This window comes from Sporosarcina ureae (assembly GCF_002082015.1).
Taxonomy (GTDB): Bacteria; Bacillota; Bacilli; order Bacillales_A; family Planococcaceae; genus Sporosarcina; species Sporosarcina ureae_A.
This window is the reverse complement of record NZ_CP015109.1, coordinates 3,275,732-3,298,190: the sequence shown is the minus strand read 5'-3', so window position 1 is coordinate 3,298,190 and position 22,459 is coordinate 3,275,732. Positions and strand designations below refer to the sequence as shown.

Annotated in this window: 23 protein-coding genes; 1 reads left to right on the top strand and 22 read right to left on the bottom strand. The window is 42.6% G+C overall.

All coding sequences use genetic code 11. The annotated features are described in order from the left end of the window. Positions 1-15: 15 nt before the first annotated feature. The 11 genes from SporoP17a_RS16025 to SporoP17a_RS15975 all read right to left on the bottom strand — a co-directional run bounded on the left by SporoP17a_RS16025 (position 16) and on the right by SporoP17a_RS15975 (position 11,632). Entirely contained in the window at positions 16-1,209 is a 1,194-nt protein-coding gene (locus tag SporoP17a_RS16025) for a pyridoxal phosphate-dependent aminotransferase (protein WP_083035611.1), read from the bottom strand. 34 nt (positions 1,210-1,243) lie between these two features. Next, positions 1,244-1,723 (bottom strand): cell wall elongation regulator TseB-like domain-containing protein, encoded by a 480-nt coding sequence (locus SporoP17a_RS16020; protein WP_083035610.1) that lies wholly within the window; start codon positions 1,721-1,723, stop codon positions 1,244-1,246. Between the two features lie 42 nt (positions 1,724-1,765). After that, the gene (gene dinG / locus SporoP17a_RS16015; RefSeq protein WP_083035609.1) at positions 1,766-4,567 is read right to left on the bottom strand and encodes an ATP-dependent DNA helicase DinG; all 2,802 of its coding nucleotides are present in this window, start codon (positions 4,565-4,567) and stop codon (positions 1,766-1,768) included. Positions 4,568-4,867: 300 nt separating this feature from the next. Beyond that, entirely contained in the window at positions 4,868-5,251 is a 384-nt protein-coding gene (gene panD, locus SporoP17a_RS16010) for an aspartate 1-decarboxylase (RefSeq protein ID WP_083035608.1), read from the bottom strand. Next, positions 5,244-6,125, bottom strand: a complete 882-nt coding sequence (gene panC / locus SporoP17a_RS16005; protein ID WP_335695495.1) for a pantoate--beta-alanine ligase — start codon at positions 6,123-6,125, stop codon at positions 5,244-5,246. The genes panD and panC overlap by 8 nt, the downstream gene beginning before the upstream one ends. Next, positions 6,122-6,961: a 3-methyl-2-oxobutanoate hydroxymethyltransferase gene (panB, locus tag SporoP17a_RS16000; RefSeq protein ID WP_083035607.1), complete on the bottom strand. Its 840-nt coding sequence runs from the start codon at positions 6,959-6,961 to the stop codon at positions 6,122-6,124. Before panB ends, panC begins: the two co-directional genes overlap by 4 nt. 246 nt (positions 6,962-7,207) lie before the next feature. After that, positions 7,208-8,191 (bottom strand): biotin--[acetyl-CoA-carboxylase] ligase, encoded by a 984-nt coding sequence (locus SporoP17a_RS15995; protein WP_083035606.1) that lies wholly within the window; start codon positions 8,189-8,191, stop codon positions 7,208-7,210. Continuing rightward, positions 8,169-9,341 carry a CCA tRNA nucleotidyltransferase gene (locus tag SporoP17a_RS15990; protein ID WP_083035605.1) on the bottom strand — a complete coding sequence of 391 codons (1,173 nt, stop codon included), beginning with the start codon at positions 9,339-9,341 and terminating at the stop codon, positions 8,169-8,171. Before SporoP17a_RS15990 ends, SporoP17a_RS15995 begins: the two co-directional genes overlap by 23 nt. After that, positions 9,338-10,477 carry an N-acetyl-alpha-D-glucosaminyl L-malate synthase BshA gene (gene bshA / locus SporoP17a_RS15985; protein ID WP_083035604.1) on the bottom strand — a complete coding sequence of 380 codons (1,140 nt, stop codon included), beginning with the start codon at positions 10,475-10,477 and terminating at the stop codon, positions 9,338-9,340. The genes SporoP17a_RS15990 and bshA overlap by 4 nt, the downstream gene beginning before the upstream one ends. 25 nt (positions 10,478-10,502) lie before the next feature. Then, positions 10,503-11,303: a 4-hydroxy-tetrahydrodipicolinate reductase gene (dapB, locus tag SporoP17a_RS15980; protein ID WP_083035603.1), complete on the bottom strand. Its 801-nt coding sequence runs from the start codon at positions 11,301-11,303 to the stop codon at positions 10,503-10,505. After that, on the bottom strand, positions 11,300-11,632 hold the full coding sequence (locus SporoP17a_RS15975) for a nucleotide pyrophosphohydrolase (RefSeq protein WP_083035602.1): 333 nt from the start codon (positions 11,630-11,632) through the stop codon (positions 11,300-11,302). The genes dapB and SporoP17a_RS15975 overlap by 4 nt, the downstream gene beginning before the upstream one ends. Positions 11,633-11,852: 220 nt before the next feature. On the opposite strand from SporoP17a_RS15975, the gene SporoP17a_RS15970 reads away from it, so the two are divergent. Then, a complete protein-coding gene (locus SporoP17a_RS15970; RefSeq protein WP_083036172.1) occupies positions 11,853-12,686 on the top strand; it encodes a YitT family protein in 834 nt (277 codons plus the stop codon). A gap of 39 nt (positions 12,687-12,725) precedes the next feature. Here the strand turns inward: SporoP17a_RS15970 and SporoP17a_RS15965 are convergent, their stop codons facing one another. The 11 genes from SporoP17a_RS15965 to hisC all read right to left on the bottom strand — a co-directional run bounded on the left by SporoP17a_RS15965 (position 12,726) and on the right by hisC (position 22,450). After that, positions 12,726-13,400: a zinc metallopeptidase gene (locus tag SporoP17a_RS15965; RefSeq protein ID WP_156890591.1), complete on the bottom strand. Its 675-nt coding sequence runs from the start codon at positions 13,398-13,400 to the stop codon at positions 12,726-12,728. Positions 13,401-13,460: 60 nt separating this feature from the next. Next, the gene (locus SporoP17a_RS15960; protein WP_083036170.1) at positions 13,461-14,072 is read right to left on the bottom strand and encodes a lipoprotein heptaprenylglyceryl N-acetyltransferase LhaT; all 612 of its coding nucleotides are present in this window, start codon (positions 14,070-14,072) and stop codon (positions 13,461-13,463) included. Between the two features lie 92 nt (positions 14,073-14,164). Next, the gene (locus SporoP17a_RS15955; RefSeq protein WP_083035600.1) at positions 14,165-14,932 is read right to left on the bottom strand and encodes a menaquinol-cytochrome c reductase cytochrome b/c subunit; all 768 of its coding nucleotides are present in this window, start codon (positions 14,930-14,932) and stop codon (positions 14,165-14,167) included. Between the two features lie 51 nt (positions 14,933-14,983). Next, on the bottom strand, positions 14,984-15,658 hold the full coding sequence (gene qcrB, locus SporoP17a_RS15950) for a menaquinol-cytochrome c reductase cytochrome b subunit (protein ID WP_083035599.1): 675 nt from the start codon (positions 15,656-15,658) through the stop codon (positions 14,984-14,986). Between the two features lie 22 nt (positions 15,659-15,680). Next, positions 15,681-16,184, bottom strand: coding sequence for a Rieske (2Fe-2S) protein (locus tag SporoP17a_RS15945; protein WP_083035598.1), 504 nt, complete (start codon positions 16,182-16,184; stop codon positions 15,681-15,683). Positions 16,185-16,535: 351 nt separating this feature from the next. Beyond that, the gene (locus SporoP17a_RS15940; RefSeq protein WP_158233774.1) at positions 16,536-16,985 is read right to left on the bottom strand and encodes a DUF2487 family protein; all 450 of its coding nucleotides are present in this window, start codon (positions 16,983-16,985) and stop codon (positions 16,536-16,538) included. 85 nt (positions 16,986-17,070) lie between these two features. Continuing rightward, complete coding sequence (locus tag SporoP17a_RS15935) at positions 17,071-17,631, bottom strand: ReoY family proteolytic degradation factor (protein WP_083035596.1); 561 nt, start codon at positions 17,629-17,631, stop codon at positions 17,071-17,073. Position 17,632: 1 nt separating this feature from the next. Next, a complete protein-coding gene (locus SporoP17a_RS15930; RefSeq protein ID WP_083035595.1) occupies positions 17,633-18,895 on the bottom strand; it encodes a tetratricopeptide repeat protein in 1,263 nt (420 codons plus the stop codon). Positions 18,896-18,922: 27 nt separating this feature from the next. Next, positions 18,923-20,218, bottom strand: a complete 1,296-nt coding sequence (gene aroA / locus SporoP17a_RS15925) for a 3-phosphoshikimate 1-carboxyvinyltransferase (RefSeq protein WP_083035594.1) — start codon at positions 20,216-20,218, stop codon at positions 18,923-18,925. 15 nt (positions 20,219-20,233) lie between these two features. Continuing rightward, positions 20,234-21,346, bottom strand: coding sequence for a prephenate dehydrogenase (locus SporoP17a_RS15920; protein ID WP_083035593.1), 1,113 nt, complete (start codon positions 21,344-21,346; stop codon positions 20,234-20,236). Positions 21,347-21,358: 12 nt separating this feature from the next. Beyond that, a complete protein-coding gene (gene hisC, locus SporoP17a_RS15915) occupies positions 21,359-22,450 on the bottom strand; it encodes a histidinol-phosphate transaminase (protein WP_083035592.1) in 1,092 nt (363 codons plus the stop codon). Positions 22,451-22,459 lie beyond the last annotated feature (9 nt).

The following is a 22,459-nucleotide window of genomic DNA, read 5'->3' as shown; positions in this document are numbered from 1 at the left end:
TCAGTTGCTTCTGTTTTACGCTTTCCAATGATCTCTTACAAATTGATCAATACGTGCAATTCCTTCTTCCAACTGATCGATCGAAGTGGCATAAGAAAGACGGATCGTAGTATCAGAACCAAATCCAGTGCCTGGAATGACAGCTACTTTAGCTTCTGTCAGTAATGCTTGTGCGAAATCATCTACGTTTGCGTAACCCGTTTTCTTAACTGCTTCTTGTACGTCTGGCAATAAATAGAATGCGCCTTGTGGCTTTAATACATCAAAACCTGGGATAGCAGCAAGTTTAGGGTACGCCTGATTCAAACGGGATTCAAAGTCTTTTCGCATGACTTCTACAGTGTCTTGAGGTCCGTTATATGCTTCAATTGCTGCATATTGCGAAGTCGTCGTTGGATTAGATGTAGAATGGCTTGCAAGATTCGTCATCGCGCTTACTACTTCTTCATCGCCTGCGATATATCCTATTCTCCAGCCCGTCATAGAATGGGATTTCGATACACCATTAATAATGAATGTACGATCTTTTGCATCGTCTGATAGCTGTGCAATCGATACATGTTCTTTACCATCATAAACAAGCTTCTCATAAATTTCATCTGAAATGATCCATACATCTTTTTCACGGCAAACATCCGCAATCGCTGTGAGTTCTTCTTTCGAATAGATCATACCCGTTGGATTACCCGGTGAGTTAATGATGACCGCTTTTGTCTGATCCGTAATGGCTTCTTTAATTTGCTTGGCTGATACTTTGAACTGCTCTGCAGCTGTTCCTTCAACGAAGACAGGTGTACCTTCTGCGAGCTTCACTTGTTCAGGATAACTCACCCAAAATGGCGAAGGGATAATCACTTCGTCGCCTTTATTAAGCAGCACTTGGAAAAGTGTATAGAGCACATGCTTCGCTCCAATTCCCACTAACACTTCCTTGCGCGTATAATCCAATCCTTGGTCTCTTTTCAATTTGTCAATTACGGCATCCTTTAGTTGCGGAAGACCACCGGCCGGAGTATATTTCGTCTTGCCATCCTTCATTGATTGATACGCTGCTTCTAAGATGTTTTTAGGCGTATTATAATCCGGTTCACCAGCTCCGAGTCCGATCACATCGATGCCGGCAACCTTCATTTCTTTCGCCTTCGCTGTAATCGCTAATGTTGTAGATGGTGATAAAGTATTTACTCTGGACGCTAATTGCTTTTTCAAATTGACCGCTCCCTTTTAGTCCTAATCCATTTTTCTATAGTTTTGAAATTCGCTTTAACCATTTTCCATCTACAAAATTCAGATACGCGTAGTGTAAGAAATCCTCGTCATCCAGATAACTCACTTCCCAAAACGGAGTGTCATTTTCCATGCCTAATGCGGCATTGAGGATCTTTTTTACGTTTTCCTCTTTTTTTACGATGTCCTTGGCTTTTTGCTTTGTAATACCATCTTTAATTGAAACAGCTTTCAGAATCTTCGTCGTTTCTTCTTCCACGAAGATGATTTTTTCATGATCATTTTTATCTGTGCCATAGACGGTAATCCATGACGTTTTCCCATGATAATGATCCATTTTTTCTACTTTTTCCAGAACATTATTTGCTAATACGGCTTCTTTTACTACTTTTTCAGATTCAGCAAACGGCTTCCCCGCTTGATAGAAAACGATAAAAGTAATTGTGAACCCGAGCGCAAGTAAAAATAGGAATAGAAACTTAATCCAATTGAGCAAAAGTGCCACTTCCTATCGAATGAACCGCTGATTGTTTTCGATTCATTTTCTAACCTGCTTTCTATTCGTACATCCATCATTATAACAATTTTCGATCTCCTTAACTAGACCTTCTAAAGATACTTTTTTCACCGATGATTTAGGTAAAGCCTGTAAAAAGGTTGTACCGTAGGATTTCGTATCAATACGTCGATCCAATATGATGAAGAATCCCTGTTCGTCTGATGAACGAATCAATCTACCGAATCCCTGTCTGAAACGCAATATAGCTTCCGGTAAACCAAGATCGAGGAATGCATTTTTACGTTCCGCCACTAGAGCTTCTGAACGAGCTTTAAATAGAGGTTCCTCAGGTGATGTAAACGGTAAACGAACGACCACTACCGCGGATAATTGTTCACTGGGCACATCCACACCTTCCCAGAAGCTTGTCGTGCCGAATAAAACGGCTTTCTTTTGCTGTTTGAACGTCTTCAGCAACTTATGACGGCTTCCCGAGCTGACGCCTTGTGCGATCAACATATAATCTTCTTGTAATGATTCACTGTCGATCACGGCTTGATGCGTCTTCTTCAACATATCATGAGACAAGAACAACGCAAACACGCGTCCTTCAATCGCAACGGCTGTTTGGATTAACGCATCTGCGACCGCTTCGATGTACTCTTCATTTGAAACTTGCTGAATATCTGGCATATCTTCCACAATCATCGTATGAGCACCTTCATAGAAGTTCGCTGGGGCATCAAAAGTGTACAGCGGCACGCTGGAGGGCAATCCTGCTTGGTCTAGTACAAAGCGGTCCTGTTGCCCTGCAGTTAACGTACCGGACGTCCAGACGACGCCTGCTTCCCCTTCAAATGTATCCATAAAATCGCGAATTACTTCTGAACCGTTGATCGGACTTTTCTTGATTTGTAAACTGCCAGGCAAACTTCGGCTGTCTTTCTCCATCCAAATGGTCGTACTGGATTTTGGCTGCTCCAAAAATAATTCAATCCACTCACCAGCTTTGATCTTCATTTCATTGACCCAATACAACCATTCATTGAGCGCTGCTTGCTCATGCAGTGTCAATTCATTCGGCAAATTTTGAATCGGCATCGCATAGTTTTCGGTTACACCGATATATTCATTCATTTTACGCAACACTTTATCGAAAATTTCATTCGACCGAAGACGTTTGGACAATGGCTTCACCGTTCTTGTCGACTGTTTATTATCATAGTTTGAATTGGAGTTCATCAGCACCAACATCGACTCATCAAATGCGAGCATGAATTCATTGAATGAATGCTGAAGCCGTTCAGTTGAAAGTTCATGATTGAAACGAAATCGCTTTAAGATATCTTGAATATCAAACAATAGTTGGCAGCTACTTAAGCCGTTCAACTGACTCATTACATATTTCCATTTCGTATAAGAAAACACTTGTTGGTGCGTCCGAATTGCCGCTTGATTCATTTGATGGGCTTCATCGATCACCAACCCACTGATGGAATGAAACAACGGATCATAACGTTGCTGGTCGTTCACCAACATTGAATGATTCGTCAATAGCACCATCGACTGCTGACAGTTATTTAATGTATGCGTATAAAAGTCCGCCACGCGTTCGTCTTTCTTCACGCGCATCGAACGCTTCCGGATGCGATCGATAAACAACTGACCGCCACCTGATACATTGACCTCATCTAAATCACCAGTAGTCGTTTCGGTTAACCAAACCAATAACTGCATGATCGTGATCGAATCGTCATACACTTCATCATTAAAATGCAGTAACTCCTCAAATTTCCCGAATGAAATATAATTCGCCATACCTTTAACGACAGTCGTTGGGATCGTCATTTGCAAAGCCTTTTCAAGCTTCTGGACTTCCTCTGCAAGTGTGTCGACCAAGTGGTTCGTATACGTACTAATAACAACAGGCTGCTTCGTTTCATATGCGCGGATTAAAGCAGGCACTAAATAACCGATCGTCTTGCCAGCGCCAGTTGGAATCTCCACAGCAATTTGCTTCTTTTCAACAAAAGCTTGCCACGTCAAATCCATTAACTGGGCTTGACCTTCCCTAACGTGATAGGACGGATGAATTTTCTGCATGACTCGATCTTTCGCCAGATCATCGGCAGGAAATTCTATCGGCTCGGGCCAGGATGTAGTAGTGGGCTTTGATTTCAAATACGGGATTCCACGAAATAATGCATAGTCGCTAGACGTTTCCTTGCCACGTACATGCTTTAACGCTTCATAAAATAATGTGGATACATCCGATTTCATGGCGAATGAACGCTCATGCATACGATTCAACGTCTCTTTAGGTAAGGTTTTAATTTTTTCAATAGCCTTCAACAAAAACAATGCAGTCGCTTCTGCATCATCATCCGCCCGGTGAGCTTGCTTTAACGAAATATTTAAAGACTCGGCAATATCCTGCAATCGATAGCCAGGCAAAGTAGGATACATAATCTTCGCTAGTTCTACGGTATCAATAGTCTTGCCATGCCATTTTGACACACCACAGCGAACCAATTCTTTTTGTAGAAAGGATACGTCAAAGTCTGTATTGTGCGCGACAAAAATACATCCCGCAAGCAAATCCGCCACTTCTTCCGCAATCTTTTCAAAAGGAGCAGCATCCTTCACCTCGTCATCGCCAATCGATGTCAGTTGGTGAATAAAAGGCGGAATCGGGCGCTGCGGATGCACGTAACGCATATATGTATCTATTATTTTATGATTTTCAATAAAAACAATCGCAATTTGAATGATCCGATCTCCATTTGAAGGCGAATGACCAGTCGTTTCCAAATCGACAACTGCATATTTGCTTGTAGACATACCATCATCAACTTCCTATTTGGTTTCTAAAGCAAATTGTATCACACTTACCACAACGACTCACGTCTTGCATGTGGCCAAATAATATACCCTTTGAACAAACAAATAATAAAAGTAATTTAAGGAGTAGTTCCGCGTAGAAGCTCTAGCTAGAGACAATTTCCTGAAGGCACAGCTCACGATTGCTCCCCTTGAAAGCGCCCATTTGGAACGAAGATTAACAAAGCTACCTCACTGCGCTTACTTTTTCTACAACTGAACCCCCATTCTAATAATTCTCAAATGGGGGTTCAGTACTCTTTAGAATATAGCGACGCCTGGTTTTTCCGTGATTACTTCCTTCACACGATTCTGCTCATCCATTATCAACACAGTCGGCTGATGCGTACGCGCCTCTTCATCCGACACATATGCATAAGAAAGAATGATAACAATGTCACCCGGCTGCACAAGACGTGCTGCAGCTCCGTTGACACAAATTACTCCACTGCCTGGCTCTCCTTCGATAATATACGTTTCGAAGCGCGCACCGTTATTATTATTAACGATCTGCACTTTCTCATTCGGTAACATCCCCGCAGCCTCTAATAGCGCTCCGTCAATTGTAATGCTCCCTACGTAATTCAGATTGGCTTCCGTTACAGTGGCGCGGTGTAATTTTCCATTCATCATCATTCTAAACATTTTTCTCATCCTTTATAGTTGACATAATAATATTATCTATCAATCTTGCGTGAGTAAACTGGACTGCGGCTGCTAAGATTACTTCATCCGTATCGTCGATCTTTTCTTCCAAAGACGGATATGCAAGCACTTCGACATAATCAATTGTCCCGGATGTTTCTTCTTCAATCACTTTGCGCACAATCTTCGCTACTTCTTGAAGTGGCACGCCTTCATAATAACTGCGTTTCCCTTGAGATAGTGCACGATAGATGGCACTTGCTTCATTTCGTTCGTGTTCAAGTAATCGCACATTACGTGAACTTTTCGCGAGTCCGTCTTCTTCACGTACAGTAGGTACACGTGTGATCGATGTGCGAAGATTGAAGTCTTCTACAAACGTTTCAATAATCGCTAGTTGTTGCGCATCTTTCATGCCAAAATACGATTCATCTGGATCGACGATATTGAATAATTTCAATAGAACTTTCAATACCCCGTCGAAATGTCCTGGTCTTGAAGCACCACATAGACGCGACGCTTGTTCTCCAGGTAGAATTCTGATGCCGCTTTTACGAGGATACATTTCATCAACAGATGGAATAAATAAATAGTCGACTCCTGCTGTGGAAGCCAATTCTGCGTCATGTTGTTCATCGCGTGGATAGGCTTCGTAATCTTCTCCAGGCCCAAACTGCGCAGGGTTGACGAAAATACTCATGACGACCATATCATGGTCTCTTCTAGCTTCTTTGACTAATTCCATATGACCTTCATGAAGGAAACCCATTGTCGGTACGAAACCTACAGTGCGCCCTTCACGTTTTCTTGTGTTTAGAATATTTTGTAATTCCGCGATCGATCGAACTATTTGCATGGTGGCACTAGTACTCATAGCGTCTTGCCTCCGTACAATGCTTCAAGTTCTTCTTCCTTCATCGTAAAGCGATGGCTTTCAGAAGGAAACGATCCATCTTTAACTGCCAAATTATACAGTCTCATCGCACCTTCGATATCTTTACCAACGTCCGCATAACTTTCGACGAATTTTGGTAATTTATGATTGCCATAGCGCACCATATCATGGAATACGAGTACTTGGCCGTCTGCTTCAGCACCCGCACCGATACCAATGATAGGAATAGATACTGCCTCCGCAACTTCTCTTGCCAATTGGAAAGGAATGCATTCCAGTACAATCATAAACGCACCCGCTGCTTCACAAGCTTTAGCATCATCGATCAACTGTTTAGCTGCAGCAGCCGTTTTCCCTTGAACTTTGTATCCACCACTAACTCCAGCTGACTGCGGAAGCAATCCTAAGTGTGCACATACTGGCATGCCAGCTGTCGTCATCAACTTGATTTTATCGATAACCGCGCCACTGCCTTCGACTTTCAGTGCATTCGCAGAAGTTTCTTGGAATAAACGTAAAGCATTCTGTAAAGTGGTATCAGCCGATCCATGATACGTACCAAATGGCATATCGACGATTACGAACGTATCTTTTGCACCTCGTCGAACCGCTTTACCATGGTGACTCATTTCATCGAGCGTTACATGTGCAGTCGAATCATAGCCTAGCACGACCATACCAAGGGAATCCCCGACAAGAAGTACATCAATACCTGCTTGTTCTGCAATTTGTGCTGTCGGATAATCATATGCGGTCAACATACTGATTTTTTCACCATTAGCTTTCATTTTCGAAAAATCTGTTGTAGATTTCATTGTTTATCTTCTCCTTTACGTCTGATTTCAGCAGGCGTTTGGTAGGCAAAAAAACCAAAAATAAAACCCTACTGATCCAAATTTGGACAGAAGGGTTGCGTAAGCGTTTCATCATGCTTCCTCCGTCCCTGTCTAAATAGATCAAGGCAGAACTTGTATATAATTCATTTGCCAAACAGGTGCAGCTCTCAAATCGATACCGCCCTATGCGTACACTATATCAAAACAGTCAGTTTATGTATAGTTTTAATTCTTAACTTCGATGTCTGCGGAATAAATTCCACGTACAGTACCATCTGCCAGTTGTAGTTCTAACATACCATCATGGGAAATACCTAGCGCAATCCCTTCAACTGTTTCATGGACCATGCTAGCTTTAATTCTCTTCCCCGTTATCGCAGCATAGCTCTCCCATAAAATTTTAATCGGTGCAAATCCTTTTTCGACATATAAATCTGTATATTGCTCGAGGTACTTCAGAATGGCCGCCACTAATTGTGCACGGTCAATCATCTCTCCCTTTTCAATTCGTAATGAAGTCGCAATCATTTGCAGTTCTTCAGGGAAATCAGACTGCTGCTGATTGGCATTGATCCCCATCCCTAAAATAATCGCTTTGACACGATCAGGATCGGACTGAAGCTCTGTCAAGATACCTGTGATTTTTTTGCCGTTGAGTAAAATATCGTTCGGCCACTTAATAACCGGCTGAATATCCGCCACTTCTTCAATCGCACGAACAATTGCGACGGCTGCAACCAATGTCAGTTGCGGCGCGTATTGAGGTGCCAAATCAGGACGAATAATCAAACTCATCCAAATACCCCGATTTGCTTTTGACTGCCACGGTCTCGCCAAACGTCCTTTGCCGGCTGTCTGTTCTTCCGCAATAATCAATGTGCCATCTTCCGCTCCATTTTGCGCATCTTCATGTGCAATGGTCTGTGTAGTAGGCACCGATGTGAAATATTTAATGACTCGACCATAGCGTTCGGTCGTTAAATATTCGGTAATATTCCCTTGATTCACTAAATCGGGTGCATCGATTAAGTAATAACCTTTTTTACGCTGTGACCCAATTTCGTAACCCTCTTCTTCAAGCTCTTTAATATATTTCCAGATCGCTGTGCGCGATAGACCGAATTCATCGGCAATATCTTGACCCGATATGGGTTCACCTTGTGCAGCAAACAATCGTTTCAATAATTCACTTTTCACGGGAGATTTCATTTATAAACCATTCCTTTATCGCCAGTGCGTCATTTTCAATTTGTCCGTAGACAACTGCTCGTTCAATTTTCATAATCCAATCACTTGTCCATTTGCCACCGCTTTTTCCAGACCATTTCAATAAGTCGTTTCCGGTGAAAGCCAAGTCTGTGCGTTGCGAAATCGGTAATTGGTTTTTATACTGTTCAATTTGCTGATTGCTTAGATCATGACCTTCATGATGTGTGCTATAGATTTTCCCTACTACTTCCAGTACGTCGGCTGGATAGCTATAGAAATCCCATGGATCAAACGCTCGTTGTATACGTATAGCAAGGGCTTCTTCACACTGTTTCAGAAAACGTTTTTCTTCATTAGACAATTTGAAGTACCTAGCCAGTTCCGTTGCGGTCGTGTCCGTCACTGCAAGCATTGCCGCGAAGCCATGGCGTGCGTGAAGAAATGGTGTATAGCAATCCAATGATTCAAATGCTGAAAATAATTCGGGAAAACGTTCTGGCAAGCCAATTTCACGTCCATACTGAAACGCTCGAGAAGGATTCTGCCCCTGAAACAATTTATCCATTTCTGTTTTGATCCGTTCTATCGCCACATGACGCAATGAAGGAGCTAGTGTTTTCATCGTCTGCAATGTCTCGGACTCGATGTCGAAATTCAAGACGGAGGAAAAGCGCAAGGCACGGAAAATACGCAGTGGATCTTCTTTTAAACGTTCCTCAGGGTTTCCGACGGACCGAATAATCTTTTGCTTCAAATCGTTTAGTCCATCCATTACATCAATCAATTCTCCGTCCACTGTCATAGCGAGCGCATTGATCGTAAAGTCACGGTGTTGCAAATCAGCTTGCAATGAAGGGACGGAATGACGAAGTTCACTGTATATAGCTCCTGTACGGTATGTCGTCACTTCAATCGGCTCACCATGCATGAGCACGAGGATCGTACCGTGTTCAATACCTATATCAATAGTATGTCTGAATACTTCTTTGACTTGATGAGGAGTCGCGGAAGTCGTAATGTCTATATCCAACGGTTTTTTACCGAGCTGGGCGTCACGTACTGCACCGCCAACAAAGACAGCTTCATAGCCTGCTGCGTGTAACTCTCTAATTACTTGCCGGCTTGCCGCTGAACCAAATGAAGTTGTCATTTCATCGCCGCCACTTCATAATATAATTCTTCATATTGCGCTACGATGGATTCGGAACTGAATTCTTTTTGTACCGTTTGCCTAGCATTTCTCTTCATTTGTTGATGCAGGTGGGAATCACTCAGCAACTGTGTCACACGATCCGCGACAGCTTGTACATCACCTAGTTCTACTAAAAAACCGTTGACTCCATCTTCTACAACTTCCGGGATTCCACCGATCGCATTGGCTACAGCTGGCACTCCACAAGCAAAAGCCTCAAGCAACACGAGACCAAATGCCTCTTTCTCAGACAGCAATAACATCACATCGCTGAGGGATAATAAATCCGGTAGATCATCACGTTTTCCTAAGAATAAAATATCGTCTTGCAATCCATTGTGCTCAACAAGTTCTTCCAAGCCAAATTTCTCAGGACCTTCACCGACTAACAGCAATTTCGCCTTATGCTGCTGATCAATTAAACGGAAGCTTTCGATAATGTCTGGAATACGCTTCACTTTACGGAAATTAGATATATGGATTAATACTTTCTCATCTGGCGCAATACCGAGTTCTTCCCGAAGTCGTCCAACTTCACGTGGATAATATTTTTCTTCATCGATGAAGTTATAAATCGTTCGGATTTCGGTCGTCGGCTGCAACAACTCGATCGTCTCATTGCGTAACGAACGCGAGACAGCCGTTACACGATCGGATTTATTAATACCATAAGACAATGTATTTTTTAATGCAGGGTCGTGACCCAGAATCGTCACATCGGTGCCATGTAGTGTCGTGATGATCCCAATAGATGATTGCGCCATATCTTTCGCTAGAATAGCGGAAATCGCGTGTGGCACTGCGTAGTGGACATGCAGCAAATCCAGCTGTTCCGATTCGATGACTTGCGCGATGCGGTTAGCAAGGGCGATGTCATACGGAGGATATTTAAAAACTGCATATCCTTCAATCGTCACTTCATGAAAATGGATATTCGGATGGATATCCAAAAAACGAAACGGTTTACTCGACGTAATATAATGCATTTCATGACCATTATTCGCCATTTTAAGCCCTAACTCCGTCGCCACTACACCTGATCCTCCAAGTGAAGGATAACAAATGACACCTACTTTTAATTTTCTTTGTTGCATACATAAACCGCCTCACTGCAAAAGTTTAATCTATAATTTTTTCAAGGCCGTAGATGAATCGTGGAGTAGAAACAGATTCACGAACCGCTAGTAGTATACCCGGCATAAAGGACTTCCGGTCGAATGAATCATGACGGATCTTGAGCAATTCCCCTTCACCGCCAAGTAGTACTTCTTGGTGTGCGAGTAATCCTGGTAAACGAATACTGTGAATCTTCATACCTTCGATATCTGCCCCGCGTGCGCCTTTAACTGTCTCTTGTTCTTCTGGGTGACCTTGGATGTGGGCTGCACGTACTTCACGGATCATCTCAGCCGTTTTGACAGCTGTTCCAGACGGTGCATCCAATTTCCGGTCATGGTGCATTTCAAGTATTTCAACGTCTCCTAAATAACGGGCAGCTTGTTGAGCAAATTTCATCATAAGAACGGCACCTATCGAGAAGTTCGGTGCAATAATACAGCTTTTCTGCTGTTCATTAGAAAGGTTCTCTAAATCTGTGAGCATTTCGGCAGTCAATCCCGACGTGCCGACCACTACGTTCATACCTAGCGACAATGCTTCGCTTGCGTTAGCGAACACCGCATCAGGATCTGTCACATCGAGTAATACATTCGGGTGGTGTGCAGCATGCAACGCTGCAAGTGATGTATAAATCGGTATCCCTTCTTTTGTATCGGTTATGGCTCCATTATGTAGGTATTCTCCATCATGTTTATAATCCAGCACGGCTACGATCTCAATATCCACTGCTTCCGTCCCTGCTACTATAGCAGTCCCACCCATTCTTCCACGTGCACCTGCTATCGCTAATTTAATCGTCATTCTGTTTCCTCCTTTTTAGTCCAACGGTCTTTATCCCTTGTGTTGAATTTAGTCAATACCGTATCAAGCGCTTCTGATAAATCAATTTGTTGTGAATTAGCAAAACAAATGAGGACGAATAATAGGTCACCTGTTTCTTCTTCCAACGTTCGTACAGCTTCAGTAGATTTTTTCTTCTTCATACCGTAGCGATCTTGCACTTCACGGGATAACTCTCCTAACTCTTCTGTCAGCCGTGCGATCAGTTCCATCGGAGGAAAGTATCCTTCTTTAAAACCAGTTATGTATGTGTCCACATCTTGTTGCAATTGTTCCATCGTTTTAGTCATCACAATCAGCTCCCCTTCCTATCGTATGCATTCTTTTGGCTATTGTCAAAATATAATATTTAGCACATACTATGTATATTGCACGTATCATCGAATGATAATACGCGCGTACATGGGACAAGCTACATAGAACAAGAAGCTCAATTACACCAAGGATCGATTAACGGAAGGAGTGTTGTGTTTGTTCGCTGGAATTCGTGTACGAAATATTTTATTGATTATGTTGGGTGCTGCGTTATTTAGTTTCGGACTCGTGAACTTTACGATCCAACATGAACTCGCAGAAGGCGGATTTACCGGGATTACCTTGATTTTGCTGTTTGCTTTCAATTGGGACCCTGCTTTAATGAACTTATTGCTGAATATCCCGATGTTTTTAATAGGGTGGAAGATGCTCGGCAGACGTTCCTTCATTTATACCGTCATTGGCACAGTGGCAGTATCGATCTTCATTAAAATCTTCATGAAATATGAAGTGAGTATTCATATGGAGGGGGATTTGTTTTTAGTCGCACTGTTTGCAGGTGTATTCATCGGTGTAGGACTAGGTATTATCTTTAGAAGCGGTGGGACGACAGGTGGCTCCGATATTATCGCGAGACTTGTGCATAAGAAATATGGAGTGACGATGGGGAAAACGATGTTTGTGTTTGACGCCGCTATCATTTTATTATCATGGGCTGTCTATTTAGATTACCGCTCGATGATGTATACGTTGGTTGCATTATTCGTCGGCGCACGTGTCATCGATTTCGTACAAGAAGGAGCCTATTCTGCGAGAGGTGCATTCATCGTTACGAACTCGCCGGATGAAATCGCTAGTAAAATTGCCGATTCAATGGAAAGAGGCGTGACAGTGTTTAAAGGATACGGTCATTTCTCAAAAGAAAATCGCGAAATACTGTATTGCGTTGTTGGAAAAAATGAAATGATTCGATTGAAAAATCTTATCACCTCTGTAGATCCTGAAGCGTTTGTCTCCATGATGGAAGTACATGACGTGATGGGTGAAGGATTCACATTAGATGAACAAAAGCGTCCTATCGGTGATTAAAAAAATCCTTCTGCGTGTAGCAGAAGGATTTTTTATTGATTAGTCGCGGTTTGTAAAGATTAAAATCAAACGTACTAGTTCAAGTACTGCCACTGCTGTTGCAGCAACGTATGTCATCGCGGCTGCATTCAATACTTTTTTCGCCTGTGGTTCTTCATCGTTACGAATGATACCTAGTTGAACGATTTGATCCATCGCACGTGACGATGCGTTAAACTCTACTGGCAATGTGACAATTTGGAATAGCACCCCAACTGCCATCAGCAGAATCCCGATCCCTAGCAAAGAGTTCATGCTAGAGAAGATGATCCCGATCATGATAAATACCCAAGATGCATTAGAAGTTAAACTTGCGACTGGCGCCAATCGGTGGCGGAAGCGCAAGAATGAATAAGCTTCTTTGTCTTGAATAGCGTGGCCCACTTCGTGCGCTGCCACCGCTGTACCGGCTACAGATGATTCGTGGTAGTTACTTGTGGACAACGCCACGATTTTTGTCATTGGGTTATAGTGATCCGTTAAGAATCCTTGGCTTTCCACAACTTTTACATCATGTAAACCGTTTTGATCCAGAATGAGTCTCGCTACTTGAGCACCGGTCATCCCAGAAGTAGAACGAATCTTTGAATACTTTTTATATGTGCTTTTCACTTTAAATTGCGCATAGATAGGAAGCAATAAAATGACACCAAAGTAAATCCAGAACACGTCTATCTCTCCCCTTTCTCTCTACTCTCAATTTTATAATGTTTACTTGCTTACTGCAACTTTTAACTATGCTTTCAAAGCCTGTAGGTCTAGCCTTGACTTATAATTCCACATCGCAATAGCTATACAAGCAATAGATAACCAAAATGTGAAATAACCGATCTGAGGACTGTATTGCGTAAGGTCATGATAGATCGGCATTTGTCCGAAAACATAGTCGATTACGTCATTATGAAGTGTCCAAATGGAGGCAATGAGTATATGCCAAGCCTTAAATTTATATGTTGGTAAATATAAGATTCCTTGCAATGCCATCGCAAAGTGAGAACCAATCAACATCCAGCCTACCCAGCCGATTGACCCCGTCACAACAAGTGTTAATACATTCATAACGACAGCCCACAAACCATATTTCACTAATGTAATGAGTGCAAGAGCTTCCATCAATTTGAAATTCCGATTGAGTAGCCAACCTATTATAGCGATACAAAAGAACAAAGTGGCTGTAGGACTATCTGGTACGAATATCCAGTACTTTGGCTCTGTGATTTCCAGTTGCCACATATACCAATCATATCCATAGACCGAGCCTAATATATTAATGAAAAGAAGGATCCATAAAAAAGATTTATGAGAAAGGATCATCCAGATTTGTGCCCATGCCATTCGCAAAAACATCACCACTTTCACCGAAATATTTTACTCCTATGTATTATATAGTTACGGATAAATATATAGAAAAAAAGAGTCAGTTTCCTGACTCTTTTTTCTTACTTCGTTTCTAGCTCAGCTATAAATTCAGCAAGTACTTGAAGATCTTCATCTGAACCTTCCCATGTACCAGCAGGCATTGAACCTCGGCCGTCATGAGCGATTTCAACGATTTCTTCAGCTGTCATACCTGTGTTAGTTAACGGTAAGCCCAATCCACCTTGGAAGGAGTCACCGTGACAGCCAATACAGGAAGAACCCTGATAAATCTCATACCCTTCAGCCGTTTCATCATATTCTACCTCATCCACAATAGCACCTTGAACTTTTGCTGCTTCCCAGTCGTGGTTTTCGACTGATTCCCAAGTCAAGTAGAAGATCGCCAAGAATGAAAGAATCATGAAGCCTGTTGGCAATGGACGCTTAAATGGACGTCTTTCTTTTGTTGTATCCATGAAAGGAACTAGCATTAATGCCATAAATGCCAATCCTGGAATGACGATCGCACCGATCACGTTATAAGGACCGGATGCAAATTCATATTTTAATAATTGATACATGAATAAGAAATACCAGTCTGGTATCGGTATATACATTGTATCCGTCGGGTCCGCTTGACGCTCAAGCGGTGACGGGTGTGCAAGAGTAACGATTAGATAGCCGATTAAGAAAACCGCTCCAACCATCCACTCTTTCAATAGAAAGTTTGGCCAGAATGCTTCGGTTTTACCCGGATATTCTGAGTAATCTTTGGGTGTATTCGACATCTTGCCTGAAGCCTTGATGCGCGAATCCCCGACAAATTTCATCCCTTTTCCGCGGTGCATGTTATTCCCTCCTTCTTAAATTTCAGATGACCCTAACCAAAAAATTGGTTCTTATAGTGGTCCGGAAATACCTTGTCTTCTGATCATGATAAAGTGTGCTGCGAGCAACCCAAGCAAAGCAGCCGGTAGGAAAAATACATGAATCGCGAAGAATCTTGTTAACGTCTGTGCACCTAGAATCGTGGAATCACCCGCGAGAAGAATTTTAATCTGTTCTCCGATGAAAGGTACTGACGCGGCAATCTCAATCCCAACTTTTGTTGCAAATAAAGCTTTCATATCCCAAGGCAATAGATAACCTGTGAATCCAAGACCTAGCATGACGCCGAAGATCAATACGCCGACGATCCAGTTCAATTCACGAGGTTTCTTATAAGACCCTGTAAAGAATACACGCAAAGTATGTAGGAACATCATTACAATAACTAACGAAGCTCCCCAATGGTGCATTCCGCGCACAAGTTCACCGAATGCAACATCGTTTTGAAGGTAGAAAACTGATTTCCAAGCGTTTTCAATATCCGGTGTGTAATACATTGTCAGGAACATACCAGACAAGATTTGGATTACCGTTACGAAAAACGTCAAACCTCCGAAACAATAGATGAATGCAGAAAAATGATGTGCAGGGTTTATGTGCTCAGGTACTTCATGGTCAGCGATATCTCGCCAAATTGGAGTGATATCTAACCGTTCATCCACCCAATCATAAATTTTATTTAACACTGCGTTCGTACCCCCTTACCCTTTAGACTAATGTGTTCGGTATTACTGCACCAAGATAGACAAATCCGTCGATGACTTCTACTTCATACTCATCAAGCGGTCCAAGCGGTGGTGTTCCTGGAATGTTATCACCATTTTTTTTGTAACGTCCAGCGTGACAAGGGCAGAAAAACTCGTTTTTATGCTCGTCGCCTTCCCAGTTTACTGTACACCCTAAGTGTTTACAGACCGGAGAAAGTGCTATGACTTTGTCGCCTTCTTTGTAGACCCAAGCCGTGTTAGATTCGTCAGAAGTATACCATGCATCTTGTCGATCTTTGATTGTATAGTCTACACGAACCGGTGTTTCTGTAAGATCGGCTGCTTTTTGCGGTGTTGGAATCATATCCGAACCGCCGGCACTAGCCAGTACAGGATCAATTGCGAAACGAATCATCGGCATCAGCATTGCAGAGGCCATGAACCCACCAGTTCCCATTAGTGTATAACTTAGGAACGTGCGTCTTGACACTTTATTGCTCATCAGTAATTTCCCTCCTCTTACTCCAAAGTCAGTCCCACGGACATTCTTTTGCTAATTGTAATACTAGGACATATCTATGATATATCAATATGAAACTAAATTCAATAATGCTTTTAGTAGGTGCTTAAGTTTGTCGACAAATATTAAGATTTGGTGACAAACGACGAACTACCTTTAAATAAGTTCCAACTAGTGCTTGTATCCTTTCTCAGACGGTGTTTAGAAAGTCTCTGTACTGATAATGACATGAAACTAGATGGACTTCAAGTTCTACAACGAAATGAAGTGGCACTTTTATGTCAAATGCGCCTTCGCAACGCAAATCCTCTACTTTTAGTACTCCACGTTAGACTCTCACTGCACGTTCCAACTCTCCATAAAGTGTGTCAGAACTTGTCGTAGCTGATCTTCCATGATGGTTTGACGTAGATGGTTGTCCATCGTTTCTAGAGGGATAGACGGCAGCCAAACGACTTTACCTTCCACCGTCACGCTCGTCCACTTAGGATCAGTCGTTAGATAGAAGACATGCGTAAAGGATGACTTCTCCAAGTCCTTTGACAACGTATCCGCTAATTGCTGCAAGTCAGTTGACTGCGTGTACGAAACAGGCGGCATGAACATCATACGCCCTTTAAATTGCTTTTCTATGAACATCGACAGATTCATCAAGAATTCAGAAGAAGAAGCGCTGTTTTTCATCGTGTCAGGTCGTGTGTCTATAGCTATTAAAGGCACAACGACAGTATCAATATATTCTTTCTGATTTATATACGTATCCACGTCTTTTGGAACCCAGTTCATTGTCATTCCTCCTTGGATCATCCAGTAAAGTTTAGCTTATATTATCGCGCAACGCAAACCAATGATTCCACCGCAAAGGGCGAAATCATTGGCTGACGTCTTTATCTTTTTTCATCTCATTCAACATAGCTGTCAGACTAATAAACAGCTCACGGTCACCATTATCTAGCGCTTCGTCGATCCTTTTCAGCAACATGTCATTTGTCGTTAATGTGAAACTTTCCTCTAACAGCTTTTCCGCTATTTGTTGGTCTTTCTTTTTCTTTAGAAGATCTTCCGGTAAATAAGGATTCTCTTCCGCCACACTTGCGTACTCAGGACATTTGTTGCTGTTTTTGAAATTCAGTTGGATAAACATATCCTCGTCAGGATGCAGTCTGAGGTCATGAAATGACTTTTCCGCATCAGCTGTCATCAAATTGCCCTTGTAGAAGCGAAATGGGATACTGTCCACTTCTGTAGTTGAAATGATCATGGCGCGCGGGCAATGATGCGCTTCATTTGTAAAATGAACATTTGTTAATAAATGTTCGTTGCTGAGAAGATAATTTAAAATCCATACACATTCCCGCCGCTTTAATCGATAGCGCTTTAAAAACCACCTTAAAAATTCTTTCTTGGCAGCTACAGGAACCATGGCCTTCATCTTACCCCTCCTCTTCAGATTGCGCGATGTATGCCGTCCATTCTTCTTCATGCGGAGCGATTCTTACCAACTGCTGAATGATGGATAACGCTTCATCACGCTTACCTTCTTCTAGCAAGAATCGTGCATATTGATCTAAGAAAGTAGCATCCTCGTTCATCCCATCATATGCTCTGAAATACATTTCATACGCTTTTTCGTAATCTTCTATACGTTCATAGGCGTATGCGAGAAAAGCATGAAGTAAAGGAATTTCTAATTGATCTGCTTCAGAGTACGTCAACAAGTCAATTAACGCTTCATCTTCTTCCTGATTTTCATACACCGAAGCAAGTGTTACCAGTGCATCGATATACTCTGGATCTAAAACAAGCGCTTCTTTTAAATGCTCTTCTGCTTGTTGTGGCATTTGCAATTTCAAAGCAGATTTCCCTGCCGCTAGTTGCAATTCTTTATCGAACTCATCACGTTCAATACCTTTTTTGAAAAGCTCTAGCGCTTTGTCGTCTTCATTTTGTTGTGCATAGCTTTGCCCCGCAAGCATATAAGCGGAAAAATAATCTGGATCCATTTCTAACAACTGCTCAAGACGTGTGACTGCTTCCGAGTAACGTCCAGTTTGATAATAAGCCAAGCCTAATCCAAATAATTCTTCAGGGTTCGCTTCCTTATCCAGTAATGCCTCATAGAAAGGAATGGCTTCTTCATAGGCAGCCCCTGCACTGTACGCTTCCGCAAGCCGTGAGGACAGATTAACGCCTGCGACCTCTAGGGTTGTCTCATGAAGCTTGCGATAAATTCTCACAGCTTCACTGTATCGTCCCGACTCCAATAGCAGTTCTGCTTCTGCAAGTTGGATGACTGGTTCGTGTGGAGCCAATGTTGCCGCTTCACGCACTTTAGATAATGCCGTTTCGGCAAGTCCGAGCATTTGATAATAATCCGCTTGTGCAAGCAAAGCTTGTACATACTCTTCTTCGTCCGGTGAAATGTCCGTCAGCAATAATAACGCTTCGTCCTCTTCACCTAGTTCCAGTAAAGCCGCGGCACGATCTATTTTCAACTGGGCTTCATCAGGGAATACTTGCATCAACTGAGAGAATATATCATCGGCTTGTCCAATGAATCCATAGTCGATCAATAGATTTGCGACATTGTATAATGCGTCATAGTCGTTAGCAGCTTGCAGTTTCTGTATTTTATCTTGTAGAGCATCTACATCTCCATCGAGTACGATTTGCTCTAATTCCTGCAATTCATTCATTTTTTCACCTGAGCTTTCTATTCTACTTTATGGATTGACTAACTCCGATAGGTCTTCGAAAAAGTGTGGATAGGAAATCGCGATACAAGATGGATTGTCGATTTGAACGGGACTTGATGTAATCAATCCCGCTACCGCCGCCATCATACCTAAACGGTGGTCACCGTATGATTGAAGTGTGGCACCCGTTAGTGGCGTCGGCCCATTAATGATCATGCCATCCGGTGTGGTCTCGATATCCGCTCCGAGTTTTCGTAATTCCGTAGCGACAGCTTCAATTCGATCCGTCTCTTTGACACGAAGTTCTTCTGCATCTTTAATGACGGTCTGTCCATCTGCTTGCGTTGCCAATAAAGCAAGCACAGGAAGTTCATCGATCAATCTCGGAATTAACTTTCCGCCGATTTCGGTTCCTCGCAATTTCGAATGCTTGATTCGGACAGTGCCATAACGCTCTCCCGAAAAGCCTTGTTCATCTGATAGTTCAATTTCAACACCCATCGCTTCTAGTACATCTAGTATACCTGTTCGAGTAGGGTTCAATCCAACTTTCAGAAACGACACATCGCTGTTTTCCACTAATGCCGTCGCTACCATGAAAAATGCAGCAGAGGAAATATCGCCTGGTACGACAACATTCGTTCCAGTCAGTTGCTGACCGCCTTCAATCCGGATTACTTGACCCTGTTGTTCTAACTTCGCACCAAACTGTACAAGCATACGTTCCGTGTGATCCCGTGATGTAGCTATTTCTGTAACGGACGTAGTGCCTTTCGCTTGGAGACCCGCAAGTAATACAGCGGATTTTACTTGCGCACTAGCAACCGGCATTAAATAGTCAATTGCTTGCAACGTTTTTCCGGTGATTGTCAGTGGTAAATAATCAGCTGTTCCTTTGCTCGTAATGTCTGCACCCATTTCTTCCAAAGGGTTCGTCACACGTTTCATCGGACGCTTAGATAAATATTGATCTCCGCACATTTCAGATGTTACGGAAGAACCGGATAATATGCCCAACATTAAACGAGCAGTCGTTCCCGAATTACCCGCGTCAAGTGCTGTAGCGGGAGTCTGCCAGTTCGCAATGCCAGGACTTTCTACCGTCACATTCGTTCCGTTACGAGTAATCTTCACCCCAAGCTGTTTGAACATTTCAATCGTGCTCAAACAATCTTCACCATCCAAAAAACCACTAATAGTCGTTTTGCCTTTGGCAATGGATCCCAACATAACTGCACGGTGGGAAATGGATTTATCTCCAGGTACTTGTAAAGCGCCGCGAAGAACCGGCTTTTCAAATGAAACCGTCTGTTGTTCTGACATTACGCTCTCCTCCTCTTAAAGTACGTGCATAGAGTAATCAGTTTCTGCCGTCAATACTTGACGAGCTCTCTTACGTTCTGTAGCTGACTGGAAACTGATTACTAAAATACCGTACACATCCGTACGTGTTTCCACGATACGTATATTGGTTAAGCTAATATTGGCTTCTGCCAAGATTTTTGTGATTTCGGAAATGACACCCGGATGATCCGGTACATCGATGTGTAAATCAAACGTCATATAAAGCGCCCCTTGAAGTGCGCCTTCATTTGTAGAAGGAAGCTGATCGCGGTATGTTTTCGCCTGCGCAAAGAAGTCAAATATATGATCAGGATTATTGTCCTCTAGCATAGAGCGAATGCTATTCATTTCGGCAAGCCAGCCATCGACTTGTGACAATAATTCTTCTCGGTTTTGGATCGTAATATCACGCCACATGACAGGATCTGCTGAAGCAATACGTGTTAAATCTCGAAATCCACCTGCAGCGAGCTTTTTCACAAATGGTTGTTGCTCTTCCTGTGCAGCCAAACGTCCAACTAATGAAGAAGCTACAATATGCGGGAAGTGGCTGATGATCGCTGTCATACGGTCGTGCTCTTCCGCTTGAAGGACAATCAATTTGGCTTTTGTTGCAGATAACCATTTTTCCATAACCTCGATTTGTTCTTCAGTCGTTGATTCATCCGGCGTAAGGATGTAATACGCGTTTTCAAAAAGATGCTCTATCGCAGCAGATACACCACTTTTATGGGAACCCGCCATTGGATGGCCCCCTATGAAGGTGATCCCTCTTTCTCGTAAAATCTTCGCAGCATCCATAATCGGCTTTTTCGTACTTCCTGTATCCGAGACGATGACATGTTCTTTGAAGTCCCAGTTAACGGCTTCTTCAAAAAGAGCAACCGTCGTATTGACAGGCGTCGCGAAAACAACAAAGTCAGCCTGTTCACAGGCTGATTTCGCAGAAGGCGCTACCGTATCAATAATTCCTCTACGAAATGCTTCATCTGCAGTCGCATAGGAACGGTCAAAACCTACAATCTGAATTTCTGGATTTCGTTTTAATGCTAGACCCAGTGATCCTCCGATCAATCCGAGTCCAATTATACTTACCGTCGTTTTCATTGTCATCTATCCTTATTGGTTAGTTAATAGTTGATCAAACGCTTTAAAGAAACCTGTATTTTGCTCGTGCGTTCCGATCGTCACGCGAACAAATCCTGGTGTGCCCAGCAGGTTTCCGCTGCGGACAATATATCCGTTTTGCAATAACACTTCACATGCAGCATCTGCGTCCCCAGGTACAGCCATTAATACAAAATTTGTAGCTGACGGATAGATCGCCAATGCATGCTGTTTCGCATAGTCTGCATACCGTTTTCGTTCTTCATCATTTTTAGATACACACATTTGAAGGAATTGTTGATCCGCAAGAGCCACTTCGGCTACCGCTAATGCAAGTGAGCTGTTGTTGAAAGGATTCCGTACTTTATTAAGTTCAGTTACCACGCTTTCGTTCGCAACGCCATAACCTATACGGAAACTTGCCAAGCCGTATGCTTTTGAAAACGTTCGAAGTATGATCAAATTTTTATAATCATGAATCCACTGCATGGCATCTTGCTGTGCTGGATCTGTAACAAACTCAAAGTATGCTTCATCGAGAACAACAAGTGCTGTTTCAGGTACTCGATCCAAGAAGTTTATTATCGATTCACTCGATAATAAATTACCTGTCGGGTTATTCGGATTACACACCCAAATGACAGCTGTATCTTCATCAGTCACTTTCAAAAAGCCTTCTAAATCATGATCGCCGTTTTCTAACATAGCTACTTCACGAATTTCAGCACCTTCTATTTTTGCATTATGTGCGTATTGGGGGAAAGTCGTAGAAGCCATGACCGTATTAGTCCCCGGTTGTAGTATTGCACGGGAAATAATGGTGACAATCTCATCTGAACCATTGCCGAAAAGAATTTCATTCGGATCGATTTGATGGAATTCCGCAAGTTTTCCACGTAAACCAGCAGTGTAAGCATCTGGATACATCTCAAATTGGGCTGCCTTTGAGCGTAAATATGCTGCGACTTCAGGTGATGAACCGTAAGGGTTTTCGTTTGAAGCGAGCTTATGTACTTCTTGCAAGCCATATGTACGTTTGACATCTTCTAATGAACGTCCGGGTGTATAAGGTTTCATCGTGTGTAATATTGGTTTCCACTTCATTAGATAGCT